Source organism: Streptomyces sp. NPDC079141, from assembly GCF_040686775.1.
Lineage (GTDB): Bacteria > Actinomycetota > Actinomycetes > Streptomycetales > Streptomycetaceae > Streptomyces.
The window spans coordinates 48,990-69,344 of the sequence record NZ_JBFBLP010000015.1; the positions used below are offsets into that span (position 1 = coordinate 48,990).

The 20,355-nt window shown below is 71.7% G+C and carries 14 protein-coding genes and 1 other RNA gene; 9 read left to right on the plus strand and 6 right to left on the minus strand.

Going from position 1 to position 20,355, the window contains the following annotated elements; translation table 11 throughout:
- Nucleotides 1-103: 103 nt before the first annotated feature.
- Nucleotides 104-3,487 carry an FtsK/SpoIIIE domain-containing protein gene (locus AB0Q90_RS31700; RefSeq protein WP_363165922.1) on the minus strand — a complete coding sequence of 1,128 codons (3,384 nt, stop codon included), beginning with the start codon at nt 3,485-3,487 and terminating at the stop codon, nt 104-106.
- A 345-nt stretch (nt 3,488-3,832) separates the two neighbouring features.
- On the opposite strand from AB0Q90_RS31700, the gene AB0Q90_RS31705 reads away from it, so the two are divergent.
- The 4 genes from AB0Q90_RS31705 (at nt 3,833) to AB0Q90_RS31720 (ending at nt 9,291) form a co-directional block, all read left to right on the plus strand.
- Nucleotides 3,833-5,491 (plus strand): serine/threonine-protein kinase, encoded by a 1,659-nt coding sequence (locus tag AB0Q90_RS31705; RefSeq protein WP_363165915.1) that lies wholly within the window; start codon nt 3,833-3,835, stop codon nt 5,489-5,491.
- 111 nt (nt 5,492-5,602) lie between these two features.
- The gene (locus AB0Q90_RS31710) at nt 5,603-6,838 is read left to right on the plus strand and encodes a serine/threonine-protein kinase (protein WP_363165914.1); all 1,236 of its coding nucleotides are present in this window, start codon (nt 5,603-5,605) and stop codon (nt 6,836-6,838) included.
- A 455-nt stretch (nt 6,839-7,293) separates the two neighbouring features.
- The gene (gene prfB, locus AB0Q90_RS31715) at nt 7,294-8,397 is read left to right on the plus strand and encodes a peptide chain release factor 2 (RefSeq protein WP_363165913.1); all 1,104 of its coding nucleotides are present in this window, start codon (nt 7,294-7,296) and stop codon (nt 8,395-8,397) included.
- 297 nt (nt 8,398-8,694) lie between these two features.
- A complete protein-coding gene (locus AB0Q90_RS31720) occupies nt 8,695-9,291 on the plus strand; it encodes an LPXTG cell wall anchor domain-containing protein (protein ID WP_363165912.1) in 597 nt (198 codons plus the stop codon).
- Nucleotides 9,292-9,366: 75 nt separating this feature from the next.
- On the opposite strand, the gene AB0Q90_RS31725 is transcribed toward AB0Q90_RS31720, so the two are convergent.
- Nucleotides 9,367-9,558: a hypothetical protein gene (locus AB0Q90_RS31725; protein WP_363165911.1), complete on the minus strand. Its 192-nt coding sequence runs from the start codon at nt 9,556-9,558 to the stop codon at nt 9,367-9,369.
- Nucleotides 9,559-9,810: 252 nt separating this feature from the next.
- Here AB0Q90_RS31725 and ftsE point away from each other — a divergent pair, with 252 nt between their 5' ends.
- The 5 genes from ftsE to ssrA all read left to right on the plus strand — a co-directional run bounded on the left by ftsE (nt 9,811) and on the right by ssrA (nt 13,777).
- Nucleotides 9,811-10,500 carry a cell division ATP-binding protein FtsE gene (gene ftsE / locus AB0Q90_RS31730; protein ID WP_126392634.1) on the plus strand — a complete coding sequence of 230 codons (690 nt, stop codon included), beginning with the start codon at nt 9,811-9,813 and terminating at the stop codon, nt 10,498-10,500.
- A 34-nt stretch (nt 10,501-10,534) separates the two neighbouring features.
- Nucleotides 10,535-11,452: a permease-like cell division protein FtsX gene (gene ftsX, locus AB0Q90_RS31735; RefSeq protein WP_363165910.1), complete on the plus strand. Its 918-nt coding sequence runs from the start codon at nt 10,535-10,537 to the stop codon at nt 11,450-11,452.
- 68 nt (nt 11,453-11,520) lie between these two features.
- Nucleotides 11,521-12,684 carry a S41 family peptidase gene (locus AB0Q90_RS31740; RefSeq protein WP_363165909.1) on the plus strand — a complete coding sequence of 388 codons (1,164 nt, stop codon included), beginning with the start codon at nt 11,521-11,523 and terminating at the stop codon, nt 12,682-12,684.
- A 70-nt stretch (nt 12,685-12,754) separates the two neighbouring features.
- The gene (gene smpB / locus AB0Q90_RS31745; RefSeq protein ID WP_363165921.1) at nt 12,755-13,294 is read left to right on the plus strand and encodes an SsrA-binding protein SmpB; all 540 of its coding nucleotides are present in this window, start codon (nt 12,755-12,757) and stop codon (nt 13,292-13,294) included.
- Nucleotides 13,295-13,408: 114 nt separating this feature from the next.
- Nucleotides 13,409-13,777, plus strand: a transfer-messenger RNA (tmRNA) gene (gene ssrA, locus AB0Q90_RS31750).
- A gap of 82 nt (nt 13,778-13,859) precedes the next feature.
- On the opposite strand, the gene AB0Q90_RS31755 is transcribed toward ssrA, so the two are convergent.
- From AB0Q90_RS31755 to yicI, 4 genes are read right to left on the minus strand one after another with little or no spacing between them, the layout of a single operon-like run.
- Entirely contained in the window at nt 13,860-14,129 is a 270-nt protein-coding gene (locus AB0Q90_RS31755; RefSeq protein WP_363165920.1) for a glutaredoxin domain-containing protein, read from the minus strand.
- A gap of 22 nt (nt 14,130-14,151) precedes the next feature.
- Complete coding sequence (locus AB0Q90_RS31760; RefSeq protein ID WP_363165908.1) at nt 14,152-17,052, minus strand: glycoside hydrolase family 3 C-terminal domain-containing protein; 2,901 nt, start codon at nt 17,050-17,052, stop codon at nt 14,152-14,154.
- 40 nt (nt 17,053-17,092) lie between these two features.
- A complete protein-coding gene (locus tag AB0Q90_RS31765) occupies nt 17,093-18,103 on the minus strand; it encodes a LacI family DNA-binding transcriptional regulator (RefSeq protein ID WP_363165907.1) in 1,011 nt (336 codons plus the stop codon).
- Complete coding sequence (yicI, locus tag AB0Q90_RS31770) at nt 18,103-20,355, minus strand: alpha-xylosidase (protein WP_363165906.1); 2,253 nt, start codon at nt 20,353-20,355, stop codon at nt 18,103-18,105. The genes AB0Q90_RS31765 and yicI overlap by 1 nt, the downstream gene beginning before the upstream one ends.

Below are 20,355 nucleotides of genomic sequence, written 5' to 3' on the forward strand. Positions count from 1 at the left end.
GTTCCGTGCGATCTGGTCTACGCCGGGTCGTGGGGGTCGGCAAGAGCGCCTGCGCTGTCAAGCGGACGATCGTGACCCCGTCGTGACTAGTTCTCCACCGCCACTACAGCAGCGAGGGCACCTCGGCGGCCGCGACCTCCTTCGCCGCCCGCTCCAACGCGCTGGCCAGCAGGGCCAGATCCGTCGGTCCGTTGCCCAGCTCACGCACCGGGCGGCGGGCCGGCGGGTCGCCCATGCGGTGCCACTCCAGGGGCACGACCGTGGGGCGCAGGGTCGCGGTGCGCGGGATACGGCCGGTGACCCGGCCGCCCTGGAACGCGGTCGTCCGACCGTCTGCCCAGGTCAACCGGCCCCGCCCGGCCGCCGGTTCGTCCGCGCCGGTCGCGGGCGCGTCGAGCGTGACCCGCAGGGTCGCCAGGCGGGCCGGCTCCGACTGCGCCGTACGGCCGTCCGCGCCCGCCGCGGCCACCAGGTGTACGCCGAGCCGCTCGCCCTCCCGGGCCACCGCCTCCAGCGCGCGTATGACCGAGCCGGCCGCGGGCCGGCCGGGCGAGCCCAACGCGGGGGAGACCAGCGCGTCCAGGTCGTCCACGACCACCACCAGCCGGGGCAGCGGCGGTGCCGCCTCCGTCCGCCGCCGGGCCGCCGCCGGCCGCAGCCGCAGTGTGGAGCTGGGCGGTGCGTCGAGATCCCCGTGCGCACCGGTATCGGTGGCCGTGCGCTGGCTGACCATCCGGCCCGACACCGCGCGCCCCGCGTGCCACTCGGTGAAGTGGGACCGGCCGAGCAGTTCGGCCCGCCGCTTCAGCTCGGCGCTCAGCGACTGGGCGAACTCCCGCATACGGACCGGGTCGTCGGCGGTGAGGTGGGTGGTGACGTGCGGCACGTCCGTGCACACGCGCAGGCCGTCGCCGCCCCCGCCCGTCCGGTCCCGGCCGTCCATCAGGACGATGCTCAGCCGGTCCGGCCGCTCGGCGGCGGCGAGCGAGGCGACCAGCGCCCGCAGCAGTTCCGTACGTCCGCTGCCCGCCGGCCCCTCGATCAGCAGGTGCGGTCCCTCGGCCGAGAGGTCCGCGCACACCGGGCCGCGCGGTCCGGCGCCGAGCACGGCCGAGGCCCGTCCGCCGAGCGCCTCGGTGTCGTCGGCCGCGTCCGCCCAACGGGCCATCAGTGAGGCCGGGGTGGCCCGCGCGAGCCCCAACTCGTCCAGCAGCCGGGCCGCCTGGGGCAGCGGCGCGGACACCCGCGCCTGCCGCCCGGCGCCGGGGGTGTCCGGCCGCAGTGGTGCCAGGGCCCGCGCGAACCGCTCGGCCCAGGCGAGGGAGACGGCGTCCACGGTGGCCACGGTGCCGGGGCCGACCGGGGCGGCCTCCGCGCCCCCGGTGCGGGCGACCCGCATCAGCCGCAGCGCCGTTGCCACGTCACCGCTGAGCAGCGCGACCGCGCCGCAGTCCCGGAACGTCGGTGAGGCCGCGCACGCCGCCTCGTACGTCTCCGACACGGGCGAGGCCGGGGAGGCCGGGGCCGTCTCGGCCAGGCACACCACATGGATCCCGGCCCGCGGCCCGTCCAACGCCAGCCGCGCCACGGCCTCACGCACATCCGCGCCGCCGGGATCACCGTCCACGACGAGCACGGAGTACGGCCCCTGGAAGCCGTCAGTGGGGTCGTCGTCGCGGGCCCAGGAAGGGCGGCGGGGGGTGGGGGTGCGGGGGGTGCCGTCGGGGGTGGGGGCGGTGGAGGCGGCCTGGGTGTGGCGTGCGGCGGCCGGGGGCTCGGGGGCGGGTGAGCCGGGGCGTCCGTGTCCGGTGGGTGCGGGTGAGTCTGGTCGTCCCCGCCCGGCCGGAGCCGTCCGCAGCGCTGCGCCGCCCCGGTGCGGAGTGTGGTCCTCCAGCCGCCGCAGCAGTTCCTCCACGCGTGCCGTCGCCTGCTCGCGGTCGTAGGCCAGCAGCAGGCGGCAGTCCTGGCCGTGGGCGGGGTGCAGGTGCGGGAGCCGGCCCAGCCAGGACCACTCGGCGGTGCGCTCCTGAACGGGGCGCGAGCGGTCCGCGCTGATCAGGACGATCTCCAGGTTGTCCGGGGAGTGCAGCGCCGCGAGCTGGGCGAGCACCGCGCGGGCCAGCCCGGACAGCCGCGCGCGCGGGCCGGCCAGGCCCAGCGCCCCCGCCTCGCGCAGGTCGGCGGTCATCGGCACCGCGGGCAACAGGGCGGAGCCGTCGGACGCCACACGGTCGGCCGTGCCCAGCCGGACGGTGAGCGCCTCCGGGTGCCCCGGCCCGCGCTCCCACAGCCGGGGGCCGGGACCGAGCGCCGTCAGCAGCAGCGCGGCCGGGTCCGGCCAGGTCTCCGGCGCCCGGGGCGCGGCGCCGGCCGGGGGAGCCGCGTCCGCCGCGCCGCCGCCCTCGTCGTACGAGGAGGGCCCGGCCGCCTGCTCGCCGCGCCCGCCCGCCAGCCGCCGGGCCCACGCGGTCAGGCCGCCGCGCCTGCGCGCCGGCTGCGGTACGTCGGTGTCGTGCGGCGGGGAGTCGTGGCGGCCGGCCTCGGTGTCGCGCGGGTGCGCCCCGAAACCGGCGCCGTGGGTGTCGCCCCCGCGCGGTGCCGGGATCGGCCGGGCGGCCGACGGGCCGTGGCTCTCGATCCGGGGGGCGCCGCCCTGGCCCGGTACGACGGGCGGTTCGACGGGGCCGTGCTCCTGGGCGCCCTGGCCGGCCGAGGCGGCGCCCCAGCCTGCCGAGCCGTAGGCGTGCCGGGTCTCCCCGGCGGGTCCGGCGGGGCCGGCGGTGTCCTGTGTCTGTTCCGCCGTCTGCTCTGCTGTCTGTTCCGCGCGCGCGTGGCCGGACAGCCGGAGGTGCCCCTCCCCGTCCGGGACCGTCGGCACACGGCCCCCGGGGCCGCCCGCCGGGGCGAGCCGCAGGGCCGACTCGCCGATCCGCAGCAGCGCGCCGGGCGCGAACCGCACCGGACGGCCGCCCACGCGCGTGCCGTCCAGGGTGGTGCCGTTGGTGGAGCCGAGGTCGGCGACGGAGACGCGGCCGTCGGCGGCGACGGTCACCGCGCAGTGCAGCCGGGAGACATCGGGGTCGTCGAGCGGGACGTCGGCGTCGCCGGAGCGGCCGACGTCGATCCGGCCGCCGTGCAGGAGGTGGACGCCGCCCGCGTCCGGGCCCGCCACCACGTGCAGCCGGGTGGGGGCGTCGTCGACCTCGGGGTGCGCCTCGGGCTCGGCGGGGGCGCCCAGGGACAGCACGGCGCCGTCGACCAGCGGGGGCTCGCCCAGGGTGCAGCGCGCGGCGTCGAGCCGCTCGGCGCCGGCGAACAGGACCACAGGCGTGTCGCCTGCGGAGACCGCCGACGCGAGCTGGGACAGCACCGCGGCAAGAGCCGTGCCGGCGGGGGCCGTGACCAGCACCTCTGAGCTCGCGGCGCGGCCCCGCGCGGCGGCGGGGTGCGGGCCCAGTGGGTCTACGACGGTCAGCCGGATCTGCATCGCCGTCAGCGGTCCCTTCTGCGCGGGCGCGGACGGACTTCCCCCCACCCACCCCACACGAGCACATCGGCCAGTACGAAAGGCATCCTCGCACCTGTCACTGACAACGCGCCCGCCGCCCGGTGACAAGTGATCTTGATTGGTCGGCTCTGCCCGTAAAAATGCCTGATCTCTGTCGCGCCGACGATCACTTGAGATCGGTCACGCACGGCCCGGGCAACCAAAGAGAACGAGGCGAGCGTCTTTTCTTCGAACCTTTGCTTCGATGCGCCCGGCACTACAGTGGGTCGGAACATCGGAACACCTGTAGGCAAGTGATCAGGCAAGTAACAGGGAGCGCGAGACGTGCGGCCAGTCGGCAGCAAGTACCTGCTTGAGGAACCGCTGGGGCGCGGGGCCACAGGCACCGTCTGGCGAGCCCGCCAGCGTGAGACCGCGGGCGCCGAGGCGGCCGTGCCCGGTCAGCCCGGTGAGACGGTCGCGATCAAGGTCCTGAAGGAGGAGCTCGCCAGCGACGCCGACATCGTGATGCGGTTCCTGCGGGAGCGTTCCGTGCTGCTCCGCCTGACCCATCCGAACATCGTCCGGGTCCGCGACCTGGTCGTCGAGGGCGATCTGCTGGCCCTGGTCATGGACCTCGTCGAAGGCCCCGACCTGCACCGCTACCTGCGGGAGAACGGCCCCTTCACGCCCGTCGCCGCCGCCCTGCTCACCGCGCAGATCGCCGACGCGCTCGCCGCGAGCCACGCCGACGGCGTGGTGCACCGCGACCTGAAGCCCGCGAACGTCCTGCTCAGGCAGGACGGCGGCCAGATGCACCCGATGCTCACCGACTTCGGCATCGCCCGCCTCGCCGACTCCCCGGGCCTGACCCGCACGCACGAGTTCGTCGGCACGCCCGCGTACGTCGCGCCGGAGTCCGCCGAGGGCCGCCCGCAGACCTCCGCCGTCGACGTCTACGGCGCCGGCATCCTGCTGTACGAACTGGTCACCGGCCGCCCGCCGTTCGCCGGCGGCTCGGCCCTCGAAGTCCTGCACCAGCACCTGAGCGCGGAGCCGCGCCGCCCCTCCACCGTCCCCGACCCGCTGTGGACGGTCATCGAGCGCTGCCTGAGCAAGAACCCGGACCGGCGGCCCAGCGCCGAGAACCTCGCGCGCGGCCTGCGGGTCGTCGCCGAGGGCATCGGCGTGCACGCCAACTCCGCGCAGATCGCCGCCGCCGAGAACGTAGGCGCCCTGCTCGCGCCCGACCCGGCGCCCGCGGCCGTGCCGGGCTCGGCCGACCCCACGCAGGTGCTGCCGCAGGGCGCCGGTGCCTACGACCCGAACGCCGCGACCAGCGTCATGCCGCACACCGGCGCCGCCGACCCCACCGCCGTACTGCCCAACCGCGGTGCGGCCGACCCGACGGCCGTCATGCCGCCGGTGCCGCAGGGGCAGCCCGGCGGGCCCTCCGGCGGGCCCGAGGAGCCGCACCCCTGGCAGAACCAGCTGCGGGCCGCGCGCGACCGCAACGAACAGACGCAGGTCCAGTACCTCGACCCCAGCCAGGACCCGCTGCGCCGCCGCCCCCAGCGGCAGGTGGCCCGGCCGCAGCAGCAGCCGCGCCCCCAGCAGCGGCCGCAGCAGCAGGGCTACGGCTATCCGCAGCAGGCGCCTCAGCCTCAGCAGCAGCCGCAGCGGTACGCGCCGCCGCCGCAGCCCCAGCCGCAGCCGCAGCGGTACGCACCGCCCCCGCAGCAGCCCCAGCCGCAGCAGCCCCAGCGCGAGCCGCGTCAGCCGCGGCAGCGCGGCGCCAACCCGATGAAGATCCCCGGGCTGGGCTGCCTCAAGGGCTGTCTGTTCACGATCGTCATCCTGTTCGTGGCCGGCTGGCTGGTGTGGGAGCTGAGCCCGCTCCAGGAGTGGATCGGCACGGGCAAGGGCTACTGGGAACAGCTCACGGACATGTTCTCCACGGTGACCGGATGGATCGGTGATCTGGGCGGCGGCTCGTCGAGTTAGCTGCGAGTCTGTGGATTTGTCGACACCTGGCGGGTGATTTCCGTCTCCGCGGTGAAGGTTGGCTCATCGGACGCGTAGTTTTAGCGACAACACGCGTCTGTAGGAGCAGTCTTGGCACGGAAGATCGGCAGCCGGTACACCGCCCACCAGATCCTGGGGCGGGGCAGCGCCGGCACGGTGTGGCTGGGCGAGGGACCCGAGGGGCCCGTCGCCGTCAAGCTGCTGCGCGAGGATCTCGCAGCCGACCAGGAGCTCGTCGGACGCTTCGTGCAGGAGCGCACGGCTCTGCTGGGCCTGGAGCACCCCCACATCGTGTCGGTGCGCGACCTGGTCGTGGACGGCAACGACCTCGCGCTGGTCATGGACCTGGTCCGCGGCACCGACCTGCGGACCCGGCTCGACCGGGACAAGCGGCTCGCGCCGGAGGCGGCGGTGGCCATCGTGGCGGACGTGGCGGACGGGCTGGCGGCCGCGCATGCCGCCGGGGTCGTGCACCGTGACGTCAAGCCGGAGAACGTCCTGCTGGACATGCAGGGCCCGCTGGGGCCCGGGGGTGCGCACCCGGCGCTGCTGACCGACTTCGGAGTCGCCAAGCTCATCGACTCCCCGAAGCGGACCCGCGCCACGAAGATCATCGGTACGCCGGACTATCTGGCGCCGGAGATCGTGGAGGGGCTGCCCCCGCGGGCGGCGGTGGACATCTACGCGCTGGCCACGGTGCTGTACGAGCTGCTGGCGGGCTTCACGCCGTTCGGCGGCGGGCACCCGGGGGCGGTGCTGCGCCGCCATGTCACGGAGACCGTGGCACCGCTGCCCGGCATCCCCGACGAACTGTGGCAGCTGATCGTGCAGTGCCTGGCCAAGGCGCCGGCCTCCCGGCTGCGCGCCTCCGAGCTGGGGGCGCGGCTGCGGGAGCTGCTGCCGATGCTTGCCGGGATGCCGCCGCTGGACGTCGACGAGCCGGACGTGGAGCCCGAGCAGGAGGATCCCGAACCGGAGACGCCGGTGTCCTCCGGGGCGGTACGGCGCGGTGCGGTGCCGCTGGTGCCGGGGGCGAAGCCGGCCGACTCCAACCGTGACACGCATACGTCGATGAGGGTGCCGGGGCCCGACGAGCTGGCCGGGGGTGCCCGGGGCACGGCACGCGTGCCGCGGGCGTCCGGAGCCCCCCGACCCGGCTCCGCCCGCCACCGGGCAGCCACGCGCCGCCGCCGGGTCGCCCTGAGCGCGGCCGCGGTGGCCCTGGTGGCCGCCGCCGGACTGGGCACGTGGCTGGCCACATCCGGAGACGACGCGGACGCGACTCCACGCGACGACCAGAAAAACTCGGCCCCGCCGTCCCCGTGACCCCGCGGGCTGCGCGTGGGACGTTTCCTCGCCCCCGCCGCCCCTACCCGTCCCATCCCCAGGGGCTGCCGCCCCTTCAACCCCACCCAGGGGGCTCCGCCCCCTGAACCCCTGCGGGGCTGCGCCCCTGGACCCCCGCGGGGCTGCGCCCCTGGACCCCCGCGGGGCTGCGCCCCTGAATCCCCGGCGGGGCTGCGGCCCTGCACCCCGGCGGGCTGCCGCTCCTTCGACCCCGTCCAGGGCGGGGCTGCGCCCCTGCACCCCGCCAGTGTGCTGCCCCTCGACCCCGGCGGGGCTGGCTCTATCCGTGGACTCCTGCGGGGCTGCGCCCCTGCACCCCCGCGGGGCTCCGCCCCCGCACCCACCAGGGCTGCCGCCCCCTCGACCCCGCAGGGATTTACCCCCGCCCACCCAGCCCGGCCGAGGTCGCTTGCCGTAGCCGTTACGCTGGAGGCGTGGCAGTCGTCGATGTTTCCGAAGAGCTCAAGTCCCTCTCCTCGACCATGGAGTCGATCGAGGCCGTTCTGGACCTCGACAAGATGAGGGCAGATATCGCCGTGCTTGAGGAGCAGGCGGCCGCGCCGTCCCTGTGGGACAACCCGGACGAGGCGCAGAAGATCACCAGCAAGCTGTCCCACCTCCAGGCGGAGGTGAGGAAGGCCGAGGCCCTGCGCTCGCGGATCGACGATCTCGTCGTGCTCTTCGAGATGGCCGAGGAGGAGGACGACCCGGACACCCGTGCCGAGGCCGAGTCCGAGCTCGTCGCCGTCAAGAAGGCCCTCGACGAGATGGAGGTGCGGACCCTCCTCTCCGGCGAGTACGACTCCCGTGAGGCGCTCGTGAACATCCGCGCCGAGGCCGGCGGTGTCGACGCAGCCGACTTCGCCGAGCAGCTCCAGCGCATGTACTTGCGCTGGGCGGAGCGCCACGGCTACAAGACCGAGCTCATCGAGACCTCGTACGCCGAAGAGGCCGGCATCAAGTCGACCACCTTCTCCGTGCAGGTGCCGTACGCCTACGGGACTCTCTCCGTGGAGCAGGGCACCCACCGGCTCGTCCGGATCTCGCCCTTCGACAACCAGGGGCGCCGCCAGACCTCCTTCGCGGGTGTCGAGGTCCTTCCCGTCGTCGAGCAGTCCGATCACGTCGATATCGACGAGAGCGATCTGCGCATCGACGTCTACCGGTCCTCCGGGCCCGGTGGGCAGGGCGTCAACACCACCGACTCCGCCGTGCGCATCACGCACCTGCCGACCGGCATCGTCGTCTCCTGCCAGAACGAGCGCTCGCAGATCCAGAACAAGGCCACGGCCATGAACGTTCTGCAGGCGAAGCTGCTTGAGCGGCAGCGCCAGGAGGAGCGGGCCAAGATGGACGCCCTCAAGGACGGTGGCAGCTCCTGGGGCAACCAGATGCGTTCGTACGTCCTGCACCCGTACCAGATGGTCAAGGACCTGCGGACGGAATTCGAGGTCGGCAACCCGCAGTCCGTGCTCGACGGCGAGATCGACGGTTTCCTTGAGGCCGGAATTCGCTGGCGCAAGCAGCAGGAGAAGTAACACCCAGAGATTTGTCGACAAGGCAACTGCCGCTCACGGAGCGGCAGTTGCCTTTTCTGTGCCCGATGTCTGGGTTTTACATCACACTCACACGCTTGCGTCCTAGGCAAAGAACCCGTACCAGGACATCGCGTACGCAACGGCCTTGACGTTGCTTTGAAAAATGGGAAGGGTGAAGCGTGGCATGCGTATCTCTGGGGCGCATGTGAACCGGGGGGCTCACGTTCAGCTGTCCCCGTCGATCACTGCCCCCGAGCGCCGCCTCACTGACGATCAGCTACTGGGGGTAGCAACCACATGACCAAGAAGACGCGGATCCGTGTCGCGCGGATCGCGGCCGGTGCCGTGATCGCGGCCGGTGCCACTCTCTCCGCCGCCGGCGTCGCATCCGCCGACGTCTGCGAGGACCTGGGTGTCTGCGTGACGCCCGAGCCGGAGCCCAGCGAGACGGAGCCGGAGCCGGAGCCGACCGAGCCCACCGTCATCCCGACGGATCCCACCGAGGAGCCCACCGAGCCCACGGAGGAGCCGACGGAGCCCACGGAGGAGCCCACCGAGCCCACCGAGGAGCCCTCGGAGGACGACCCGACCACCGCGCCGACCAACCCGGGTGACGGGAACGGCGGCGGCAACGGGAACGGTGGCGGCAACAACACCGACCCCGACGGCGGCTCCGGCGACTCCGCCCAGCAGGAGGGCTCCTCCTCCCTCACCGACACCGGTGAGGAGGCCTCCTCCGACACCTCCGCCCAGGGCAGTGGTGAGGAGCTCGCCGACACCGGTGCCCAGCAGACCACGTTCCTGCTGATCGGCGCCGCCACGATGATCGCCGGCGGCATCGGCTTCCGCGTGCTGCCGCGCCTCGTCGGCGGCCGTGGCGGTGCGGCTGCCTGACGGTAGCCGCCCGTAACCCTCGGTTACAGCGAAGAGCCCGGAGCCTGATGGCTCCGGGCTCTTGTGTGTCTCAGGTCACGCAGTCTGGTGCGCCAGCAGTGCGACGGCGGTGATGAGCACCGCGAGCAGTGCGATCAGCGTCATGGGGTTCAGGCCCGCGAGGGGGTTCCCCTGCTGGAGCCGCTCCCGGTTCGCCCGGCAGACCGGGCAACGGCCCTCGTTCACGGGCGCCGCGCAGTTTGCGCACACCAGCCGGTCGTACGTCATGCGCCTCGCCCTCCTTGCGTGTGGTTCCACCAGGAGAACGCCTCTGGGTCGGAGAACGTTCCCTTCCCTACTGTGCCAGGTTCCTCCGGAGGGTGCGCGGTTCGCTCCGGAGCCGCACATCGATACAGGCCCGAGCCCCTGGAGAGGGACAAAAACGCACATCACTAGCGCAACCCCTATCGGTGCCTGCGCTTGCGCACCCGACTCGCGTATGGTCACGCTCATCTACCCCCGGCGACCCGTGGTGCATCCGTGATCCGATTCGACAACGTATCCAAGGTCTACCCCAAGCAGACCCGCCCCGCACTCAGGGATGTGTCCCTGGAAGTGGAGAAGGGCGAGTTCGTGTTCCTGGTGGGGTCCTCCGGCTCCGGAAAGTCCACCTTCCTGCGGCTGATCCTCCGCGAGGAGCGGTGCAGCCACGGTCAGGTGCACGTTCTGGGCAAGGACCTCGCGCGCCTGTCCAACTGGAAGGTGCCGCAGATGCGGCGCCAGCTGGGGACGGTGTTCCAGGACTTCCGGCTGCTGCCGAACAAGACCGTCGCCGAGAACGTCGCCTTCGCGCAGGAGGTCATCGGCAAGTCGCGCGGCGAGATCCGCAAGTCCGTGCCGCAGGTGCTCGACCTCGTCGGGCTCGGCGGCAAGGAGGACCGGATGCCCGGTGAGCTCTCGGGCGGTGAGCAGCAGCGTGTCGCCATCGCACGGGCCTTCGTCAACCGGCCCAAGCTGCTGATCGCCGACGAGCCCACCGGCAACCTCGACCCGCAGACCTCCGTCGGCATCATGAAGCTGCTGGACCGGATCAACCGGACCGGCACGACCGTGGTGATGGCCACGCACGACCAGAACATCGTGGACCAGATGCGCAAGCGCGTCATCGAGCTGGAGCAGGGCCGCCTCGTCCGCGACCAGGCACGCGGCGTCTACGGCTACCAGCACTGACGACCGGCTCCACGGAAAGGCTTAACCAGACGCCATGCGCGCCCAGTTCGTACTGTCCGAGATCGGTGTCGGTCTCCGCCGCAATCTGACGATGACCTTCGCCGTCATCGTCTCCGTCGCCCTGTCGCTCGCCCTGTTCGGCGGGTCGCTCCTGATGAGCGACCAGGTCAACACGATGAAGGGCTACTGGTACGACAAGGTCAACGTCTCCGTCTTCCTCTGCAACAAGAGCGACGCCGAGTCCGACCCCAACTGCGCCAAGGGCGCGGTGACCGCGGACCAGAAGAAGGAGATCGTCGCCGACCTGAAGAAGATGCCGTCCGTCGACACGGTCACGTACGAGTCGCAGGACCAGGCGTACAAGCACTACAAGGAGCAGTTCGGCGACTCCCCGCTGGCCAGCTCCCTCACGCCGGACCAGATGCAGGAGTCGTACCGGATCAAGCTCACCGACCCGGAGAAGTACCAGGTCATCGCCACCGCCTTCGACGGGCGGGACGGCGTGCAGTCCGTGCAGGACCAGAAGGGGATCCTCGACAACCTCTTCGGACTGCTCAACGGCATGAACTGGGCGGCCCGGGCGATCATGGCGCTGATGCTGGTCGTCGCGCTGATGCTGATCGTCAACACCGTGCGCGTCTCGGCGTTCAGCCGGCGGCGCGAGACCGGGATCATGCGCCTGGTCGGTGCCTCGGGCTTCTACATCCAGGCGCCGTTCATCATGGAGGCGGCGGTCGCCGGACTGATCGGCGGTGGTGTCGCCTGCGGATTCCTGGTGATCGCGCGGTACTTCATCATCGACCACGGCCTGGCCCTGTCCGAGAAGCTGAATCTGATCAACTTCATCGGCTGGGACGCCGTACTGACGAAGCTGCCGCTCATCCTCGCGACGAGCCTGCTGATGCCGGCGTTGGCCGCGTTCTTCGCGCTGCGCAAGTACCTGAAGGTGTGACACTCGCCAAGAGGGGCCGTCCGGTCAACCGGCCGTACGGCCCCTTGCGTTGTCCTAGACTCACCGGCATGTCAGGTCGTGACCTGTTCTGTCAGCCCCGCCGCTTCGGCCGCGGGGCCGCCCTGACATTGGTGTTCGCGAGCGTGCTCGTCGCCGGTGCCGCGACCGGCTCGCTGCCGGGACCCGACCGGAAAGCGGCGCCCGGAGCGCCCCGTTCGACCACCGCCGCCCGCCACGAGCAGGTCGCGGAGGCCGCCGCCGAGGCGATGGCCGACGGCAAGTCCCCCATGGAGGCCGCCGAACGGGCCGTCAGCCGCAGCGGAGACCGCTGGGGAGCCGTCTACTCCGAGGGCGAGTACGAGGAGTTCGAGGAGGCCCTCGACGGCCGTTACACCGGCGTCGGCCTGTGGGCGCGGCGCGAGCGGGACGGCCGGATCCGGGTGACCAAGGTGCGCGCCGGGTCGCCGGCCGCGGACGCCGGGATCCGGGCGGGCGACCGGCTGCGCAGTGTCGACGGCAAGAACGTCGACGGGCGGCCCGTCACCGAGGTCGTCTCCTTACTGCGCGGCGACGCCACGGACGCGCCCGCCGGTACGGCCGTCAGGCTCGGCCTGGAACGCGGCACACGCGCGTGGAGCCGCACCCTGCGCCGGGCCACGCTCTCCACCGACTCCGTCACCGTCCACAAGCTCGCCGGTGATGTCACCGTCATCCGCGTCGACTCCTTCACCAAGGGCTCCGGCGACACGGTCCGCGGCGCCCTGCAGCAGGCCCCGGCCGGCGGCGGGATCATCCTCGACCTGCGCGGCAACTCCGGCGGACTGGTCACCGAGGCCGTCACCGCCGCCTCCGCCTTCCTCGACGGCGGCCTCGTCGCCACCTACGACGTCGACGGCGATCAGCGCGCCCTGCACGCCGAGCCGGGCGGTGACACCGCCAGACCCCTGGTCGCGCTCGTCGACGGCGGGACGATGAGCGCGGCCGAGCTGGTCACCGGCGCACTCCAGGACCGCGGCCGCGCGGTCGTCGTGGGCTCCCGCACCTTCGGCAAGGGCTCGGTCCAGATGCCGAGCCGGCTGCCCGACGGCTCCGTCGCCGAGCTGACCGTCGGCCACTACCGCACCCCCTCCGGCCGCGGTGTCGACGGCCGGGGCATCACTCCCGACCTGGACGCGGACGCGGAGGCGATGGAGCGGGCCGAGACCGTGCTCAGCGGGCTGGGGCAGCAGTAACCCGGTCGTTAATCGGCTTTCCGTCCACCCCCTCCGTAGTGCGAAAATGGACGGCACTATGAGCAAGGGAATGTACGTACCCAAGGAGTCCCAGCCCAAGCAGGGCGGGACGGCCGCCAAGGCCAAGGACGGCGAGAAGGGCGGCAAGCGCAAGATCGTCGCGCAGAACAAGAAGGCCCGGCACGACTACGCGATCATCGACACCTACGAGGCCGGGCTCGTGCTCAGCGGCACCGAGGTGAAGTCGCTGCGCCAGGGGCGTGCCTCGCTGGTCGACGGGTTCGTCCAGATCGACGGCGGCGAGGCGTGGCTGCACAACGCCCACATCCCGGAGTACAGCCAGGGCAGCTGGACCAACCACTCCGCGCGCCGCAAGCGCAAGCTGCTGCTGCACCGCGAGGAGATCGACAAGCTGGCGGCCAAGTCGGGGGAGACGGGTCACACGATCGTGCCCCTCGCCCTGTACTTCAAGGACGGCCGCGCGAAGGCCGAGATCGCGCTCGCGCGAGGCAAGAAGGAGTACGACAAGCGTCAGACCCTGCGGGAGCAGCAGGACCGGCGGGAGTCGGACCGGGCGATCGCGGCGGCGAAGCGGAAGCAGCGGGCGTAACCTCCTGGTCGCCGGGAATACGCTGGCACGTCGGTGCGTTGGTCACGTACGATGGCACTGCACCTCACAGAAGGTGCGCAGTTTGAGCTGTTTCTAAATTAAACACAGCAACATGGGGATGATCGGTTTCGACAGCGGCTGTCGAAGCAGGGGAAGCGTGTCGAGGAAGCGGCAATGATCTCGTTAACCATATGTCGCAACCAATAATCGCCAACACCAAGCGCGATTCCTTCGCCCTCGCTGCCTAAGTAGCGACTTGCGAAGTGTCAGCCCGGGGCTGTTCCCGACCCGGATCCTGGCATCAGCTAGGGAACTAAACCTTGATCCCGGTCACGGGGTGAAGAGGGAAATCTAACAGTGACTGAGCCCGTTCCGGACTTGTCTGGGTGATCCGGAGGGCTGAGAAACTCGTACCAGACTGCACACGGAGAAGCCCTGATTCTGCACCGTTGGACGCGGGTTCGATTCCCGCCATCTCCACGAACCCCTCCGGGGGTACCCCATGTGGGCAAAGGCCCCGTCGCTTGCGAGCGGCGGGGCCTTTGTCTTGTCCTCTCAGGTCCTTTCAGGGCAGCAGATGCGGCGCGTGCGTACGCACCGCATCCATCAGCCGGCCCCGGGACGGGTTCACCATCGCGTGCCCCGCCACCGTCACCGTCGGTACCGTCTCGTTACCGTCCGCCACCGAGCGGACGTAGGCCGCCGCCTCCGGGTCCTGCCAGATGTTCACTTCCGTGTACCGCAGGCGCGAGAAACGCAGTCCGAGGCGCAGCTTCATGCAGTACGGGCATCCCGGCCGCCAGTAGACGACCACGCCCTCCCCATCGCCGGTCATCCGCATGCCCTCATCGTAGGAGCTAACGCAAGTTGAACGTTGACAGGCGCTGGTTCTTGGCTAGGACCAGATACACGTCCGTACGGCCCTTCGCGGCGTCCGACAGCTTCGCCGTCACCGTCTCGTAGGTGTAAGGCGACGAGGTTCCGGCGAAGTGCGCCGTGCCGGCGAGGGGGCCGGTCGGGGAGCCGAGCCGGACCTCGACCGGGCCGGAGGCCCCGGCCAGCCGGGCGGTGAACTCCGCCGCGCCGGAGCCGAGTTGGGTGTCCGCGAACTTCAGCCACGCGCCGTCCTGCGCCGCCGACACCGCCGTACCGCTCGCCTTCGACTCGTCGGCCAGGCGGATGCCGTCGTAGTCGTCGAAGTTCTCGGCGCGGGTCGGGCGGGACAGGTCGCGGGCGGGGATGGTCTCGCCGGTGACCTGCCAGGTCGTCCGGGCGCGGAGATCCGTGGAGGACGCGCCGGCCATGACGTCGTAGGTGCCGCTCTCCACCACCCACTTCGAGCGGGTGACGTCCCAGTGCGCCAGGTCCTTCTTCGCGAGGTTCAGCCGTACCGTCTTCGTCTCGCCCGGCTTCAGCGACACCCGCTCGAAGGCCTTCAGCTGCTTCAGCGGCTGCTTGTCGCGGGAGACGCGCTGGTGTGTGTAGAGCTGGACGACCTCGTCGCCGGCCCGGCTGCCGGTGTTGGTGACCTTCACCTCGTAGCCGCCGCCGACCTGCCGCAGCGGGCCGTAGCGGAACGTCGTGTACGACAGGCCGTGGCCGAAGGGGTAGAGCGGGGTGCCCTTGAAGTACTGGTAGGTGCGGTCGGACTTGATGATGTCGTAGTCGAGGATGGACGGGAGGTCGGACTCGGAGCGGTACCAGGTCTGGGTCAGCCGGCCCGCCGGGTTCACATCGCCGAAGAGGACGTCGGCGAGCGCGTTGCCGGTCTCCTGGCCCGCGTGGGACGTCCACAGCAGGGCCGGCACGTCCTTCTGGAGGGCGCCGAGCGTGGTCGGGTAGCTGTTCTCGACGATCACGACCGTGTGCGGGTTGGCCGCGCGCACCGCCTTGACCAGCGCCTCCTGCGCCGGGGCAAGGCTCATGTCCTCACGGTCGTCGTTCTCGCGGCCGTTGATCGCGGGCATCGAACCGACCACCACCACGGCCGCGTCCTTGCCCTTGACCGCGGCGACCGCCTCCTCGACGCCGCTGCGGACGATTTCCTTGGCGTACGTCGCGGCCTCGGCCTTCGCCACCAGGCCGAGCGTGCCGTCGGCGCCGGTCGGACCCAGGTAGACGGGGTTCGTCCACCAGGGCTCGCGGGTCTCGTAGCCCGCGTACCGCAGCAGATAGGTGCCGTCGTCCTGGAGTTCCGGCACGAACTGCTGCTGGGCGAACCAACCGCCCGGCTGGATCTGGTCGTTGACGAACTTCGTCCAGTCGTAGCCGACGTACTTGCCGTTCGCGGCGGAGCGGAGCGTGACGACGCCCGCGCCCCAGTCGAAGACGTCGAACTGCGTGGCCGCGCCCGAGCCCGCGGTCTCCTTCAGCGGCTCGCCGTCCGCGTCCGTGCCCGCGGTCACGTACTGGCCGGTCTCGGTGTTGCGCAGCGCGATGCGGTCCACGCCCTCGCTGCTCGCCACCTCGGTGCCGAGCTTGGCGGCGATGCCCTCGGCCGGGGTGACCGCGTACGGCAGGGTGCCCGAGTACCAGTCGGTGTACAGGGTGTCGGCGAGCGGGCCGACCACGGCGACGTCCTTCTCCGACTTCTTGAGGGGCAGCGCCCTGTCCTGGTTCCTCAGCAGGACCGCGCCCTCGGCCGCCGCCTCACGCGCCAGTTTCCGGTGGGCGGGGCTGTTGATCACCGACTTGTCGATCGAGCCGTACTTGCCGCCGCCCGGGTCGAACTCACCGAGGCGGACGCGGACGGACAGCACATGGGACGCGGCCTCGTCGACGTCCGACTCCGCCAACAGGCCTTGGTCCAAGGCCGAGTTGATCGCCGCGATCGTCACGCCGGAGTCCGCGTTGTTGTCCGTGAAGCTGTCGATGCCGGCCTTCATGGCCGCCGCGTCGCCCTCGGCGAGGGTGGGGTAGTACTTCTGGTCGCCGGGGAGATTGCCGGGCGCGAAGGCGTCGGTGACGTTCAGCAGGTCGTACGAGGTCCACTTCCGCACGACCTCGTCCAGGTCCGGATTGACCGTCGAGGGGCGGCCGTTGACCAGGTTGTACGAGGTCATCACGCCCGTCGCCGCGTTCGCCTCGATCGCCGGCCGGAAGGCCGCCTCGTCGTACTCCTTCAGCACCCGTGGGCGCAGGTCGGAGGAGGTGGTCGTGCGGTTCGCCTCGTTGTTGTTGGCCAGGTAGTGCTTGATCGTCGGGGCCGTTTTCAGATGGTCCGGGTCGCCGCCGGTCAGGCCCTCGCCGTAGGCCGTGGACAGGGCGCCGGTCAGTTGCGGGTCCTCGCTGTAGCCCTCCTCGTTGCGGCCCCAGCGCGGATCGCGCAGCAGGTTGACCACGGGCGCCCACAGGTTCAGGCCCCAGCCGGCCGGGCGTTCCTGCTGGAAGCCGCGCGCCTCGTCGCCGACGGCCGAGCCGACCCGCTCCATCAGCTCCGGGTCCCAGGTCGAGGCGAGCCCGATCGCCTGCGGGAACACGGTGGCCTCGCCGAGCCAGGCCACACCGTGCAGGGCCTCGGAGCCGGTGCGGAAGGACTGGATGCCGAGCCGCGGGATCGCGGGCTGGTACTGGTGGAGCAGGGAGATCTTCTCGTCGAGGGTGAGCCGGCCGAGGAGGTCCTCGACCCGCTCCGACACGGGCAGGGACGGGTCGCGGAAGGCCGGTTCGGGCTCGGCCGCCGCGGGAACGGCGGCGACCGTGCCGGCGATCAGCGCGAGGGCGACGATCAGCGTGGATCTGTGTCTGAGACCTTTCACTTTTCACGGCTCCTTCAAGTAGGGCCTTGCATACGGGTGTTCAGGGCGCGTGGCGTGGTGCGGTGCTCGCGCGTTCCGTGATCCGGGGCGGCAGCAGCGTGGCCTCCGGAACGGCCTTGCCGCCCAGCTTCCCCATCAGCAGCTCCACCGCCCGCTCGCCCACCTCGGCGGTCGGCAGGGCGACGGAGGTGATCGGGACGCGGACGGCGGCGGCGGTCTCGTCGGGGCAGATCGCGGTGACCGACAGATCGCCGGGGACACGCAGACCGAGCTGTTCGAAGGCGTCGACGAGGGGCTCCAGAAGCGGCTCGTTGTGGACGACGACGCCGGTCAGGGCGGGCTGTTCGCGCAGCAGGCGTTCGGCGACCGCGCGGGCGGCGCCGGGCTGTGCCTCGCACGGGTGCACGGTGGAGGCGAGGCCGCTCCGGTCGGCGGCAGCCGTGAACCCCTCGACCACCCGCTGGGCGAACGCGGTCTGCCGCACGTACACCTCCGGCGGCGACCCGACCAGGGCCACCACCCGGTGCCCGAGCCGCGCCAGATGCTCCACGCACGCCTCGCCGGCCGCCTTGAAGTCCAGGTCGATGCAGGTCACCCCGGTGGGGGCGGCCGGGAACCCGATCATCACGGAGGGCCGGTCCAGGGCCCGCAGCAGCGGCAGCCGGGGGTCGTGCAGCTGGACGTCCATGACGATCAGCGCGTCGACGAGCGCGGTGTCCGCGACCCGGCGCAGCCCCTCCTCACCCTCCTCCTGCGTCAGCAGCAGCACATCGTGGTCGTGGCGCCGTGCCGTCGTCACCACCGACACCGCGAACTGCATCACCACCGGCACATGGATCCCGGTCCGCAGCGGTACGACCAGGGCCAGCACGTTGGACCGGCTGCTGGCCAGGGCGCGGGCGCCGGCGTGCGGCCGGTAGCCCAGCTCGCGGATGGCCGCCTCCACCCGCTGCCGGGTCTCCTCGGAGATCGGCCGCTTGCCGCTGAGCGCGTACGACACGGTGCTGGGGGAGACCCCGGCGTGCCGCGCCACATCAGTGATCTTCACCATCAGCCCAGCTCCACCGTGAGAAACCCGGTCCCGGCCCGCGCCCGCACTTCACGCCCACCGGCCGCGAGCCCCCACGGCGCCGAGGGGTCGGCGCACGACGCCCGCAGCGTGTCCCCCTCCCGTACGACGGTGAAGGCCACGTCCCCGACCCGCACCGCCACCTGCTCGCCCCGCCCCAGGCCGTACGCCCTGAGCGTGACCCCGTCGGCGTGGTCGTAGTCGGGCCGGTCGTCCACCGCGCCCACCGGGATCACCGCGCCCGGCCGCACCAGCAGCGGCACGCTGGAGAAGCCGTGCTGCTCGCGCACCCAGCGCGGCCCGGTCACCGTCTCCCCGGTCACGAAGTGGGTCCAGGTGCCCTCGGGGACGTAGTACGTGACCTCGCCGGAGTCGCTGAACACGGGCGCGACCAGCAGATCCGGGCCGAGCATGTACTGCCGCTCCAGATGCGCGCACCCGGGGTCGTCCGGGAACTCCAGCACCATCGCCCGCATCATCGGCAGGCCCTCGGCGTGGGCGGTGCGCGCGGCCTCGTAGAGGTAGGGCATGAGCCGCAGCTTCAGCCGGGTGAAGTGCCGGGCCACGTCCACGGCTTCGTCGTCGAAGAGCCAGGGGACCCGGTACGAGGACGACCCGTGCAGGCGGCTGTGCGAGGAGAGCAGCCCGAACGCCAGCCACCGTTTGAACAGGGCGGGCGTCGGGGTTCCCTCGAAGCCGCCTATGTCATGGCTCCAGAACCCGAAGCCGGACAGTCCGAGCGACAGCCCGCCCCTGAGCGACTCCGCCATCGACTCGTACGTCGCCTCGCAGTCGCCGCCCCAGTGCACCGGGAACCGCTGGCTGCCCGCCGTCGCCGAGCGGGCGAAGACCACCGCCTCCTCCTCGCCCCGGTGCTTGCGCAGCACGTCGAAGACCGTGCGGTTGTACAGGTACGTGTAGTAGTTGTGCATCCGCTCGGGGTCGGAGCCGTCGGACCACTCCACGTCGAGCGGCACCCGCTCGCCGAAGTCGGTCTTGAAGCAGTCCACGCCCTGCGCGAGCAGCGCCGCCAGCTTCGAGGCGTACCAGTCACGGGCCGCGGGGCTGGTGAAGTCGACCAGGGCCATGCCCGGTTGCCACATGTCCCACTGCCACACACTGCCGTCCGGCCGCTTCAGCAGATGCCCGAGCGCCTTGCCCTCCGCGAACAGCGGCGACCGCTGCGCGATGTACGGGTTGATCCACACGCTGACCCGCAGCCCCCGCGCCTTCAGCCGGGACAGCATCCCCTCGGGGTCCGGGAACACCCGTGGATCCCAGCGGAAGTCGCACCAGTTGAACTCGCGCATCCAGAAGCAGTCGAAGTGGAAGACGGACAACGGCAGTTCACGCTCCCGCATGCCCTCCACGAAGGAGGTGACGGTCTCCTCGTCGTACGAGGTGGTGAACGACGTCGACAGCCACAGCCCGAACGACCACGCGGGCGGCAGCGCCGGACGGCCGGTGAGCGCCGTGTACTTGCGCAGGATGTCCTTCGGGGTCGGGCCGTGAATGACGTAGTACGTCAGCTCCTGTGTCTCCGCGCTGAACTGCACCCGGGACACGACCTCGGAGGCGACCTCGAAGGACACCTTGCCCGGATGGTCGACGAAGACGCCGTAGCCCGCGTCCGTCAGATAGAAGGGCACGTTCTTGTACGCCTGCTCGCTGCAGGTGCCGCCGTCGGCCTGCCAGATGTCGACGACCTGACCGTTGCGGACCAGCGGCCCGAACCGCTCGCCGAGGCCGTAGACGCTCGTCCCCACCCCGAGGTTGAGCTGTTCGCGCAGGTAGTGCGTCCCGTCCGCGTCCCGCATGATGCCCATGCTCTTGTGGCCGCTGGAGGTCAGGACCCGCCCGCCGGCCAGGAACTCCACGTGCCAGGAGCCGCCGCGGGCGACCCGGACCGACAGCTCGCCGGAGGTCAGCGTCGCATGCTCGTCGTCGTACGACACCTGCGCGCCGGCCGCTTCGGACTCGGCGAGCTCGAACTCGGGCCCGCGCGGCTCGTCGCCGGTCAGATGCGTCAGCGTGAGCCCGATGACGCCGGGCAGGGGGGAGTGGGCCTTGATCGTCATGACCGGTCCCGTCATCAGATCGCCGCGCGAGCGGATGGGCCGGGTCGGCGCGTGGATCTCCAGCGCGCCGTCCTGCTCGATGACATCGAGCACTTCGACCGGGTGGGCCGCGGTGACGCCCTCGCGCAGCAGCCAGTAGCCGTCGGTGAACTTCAC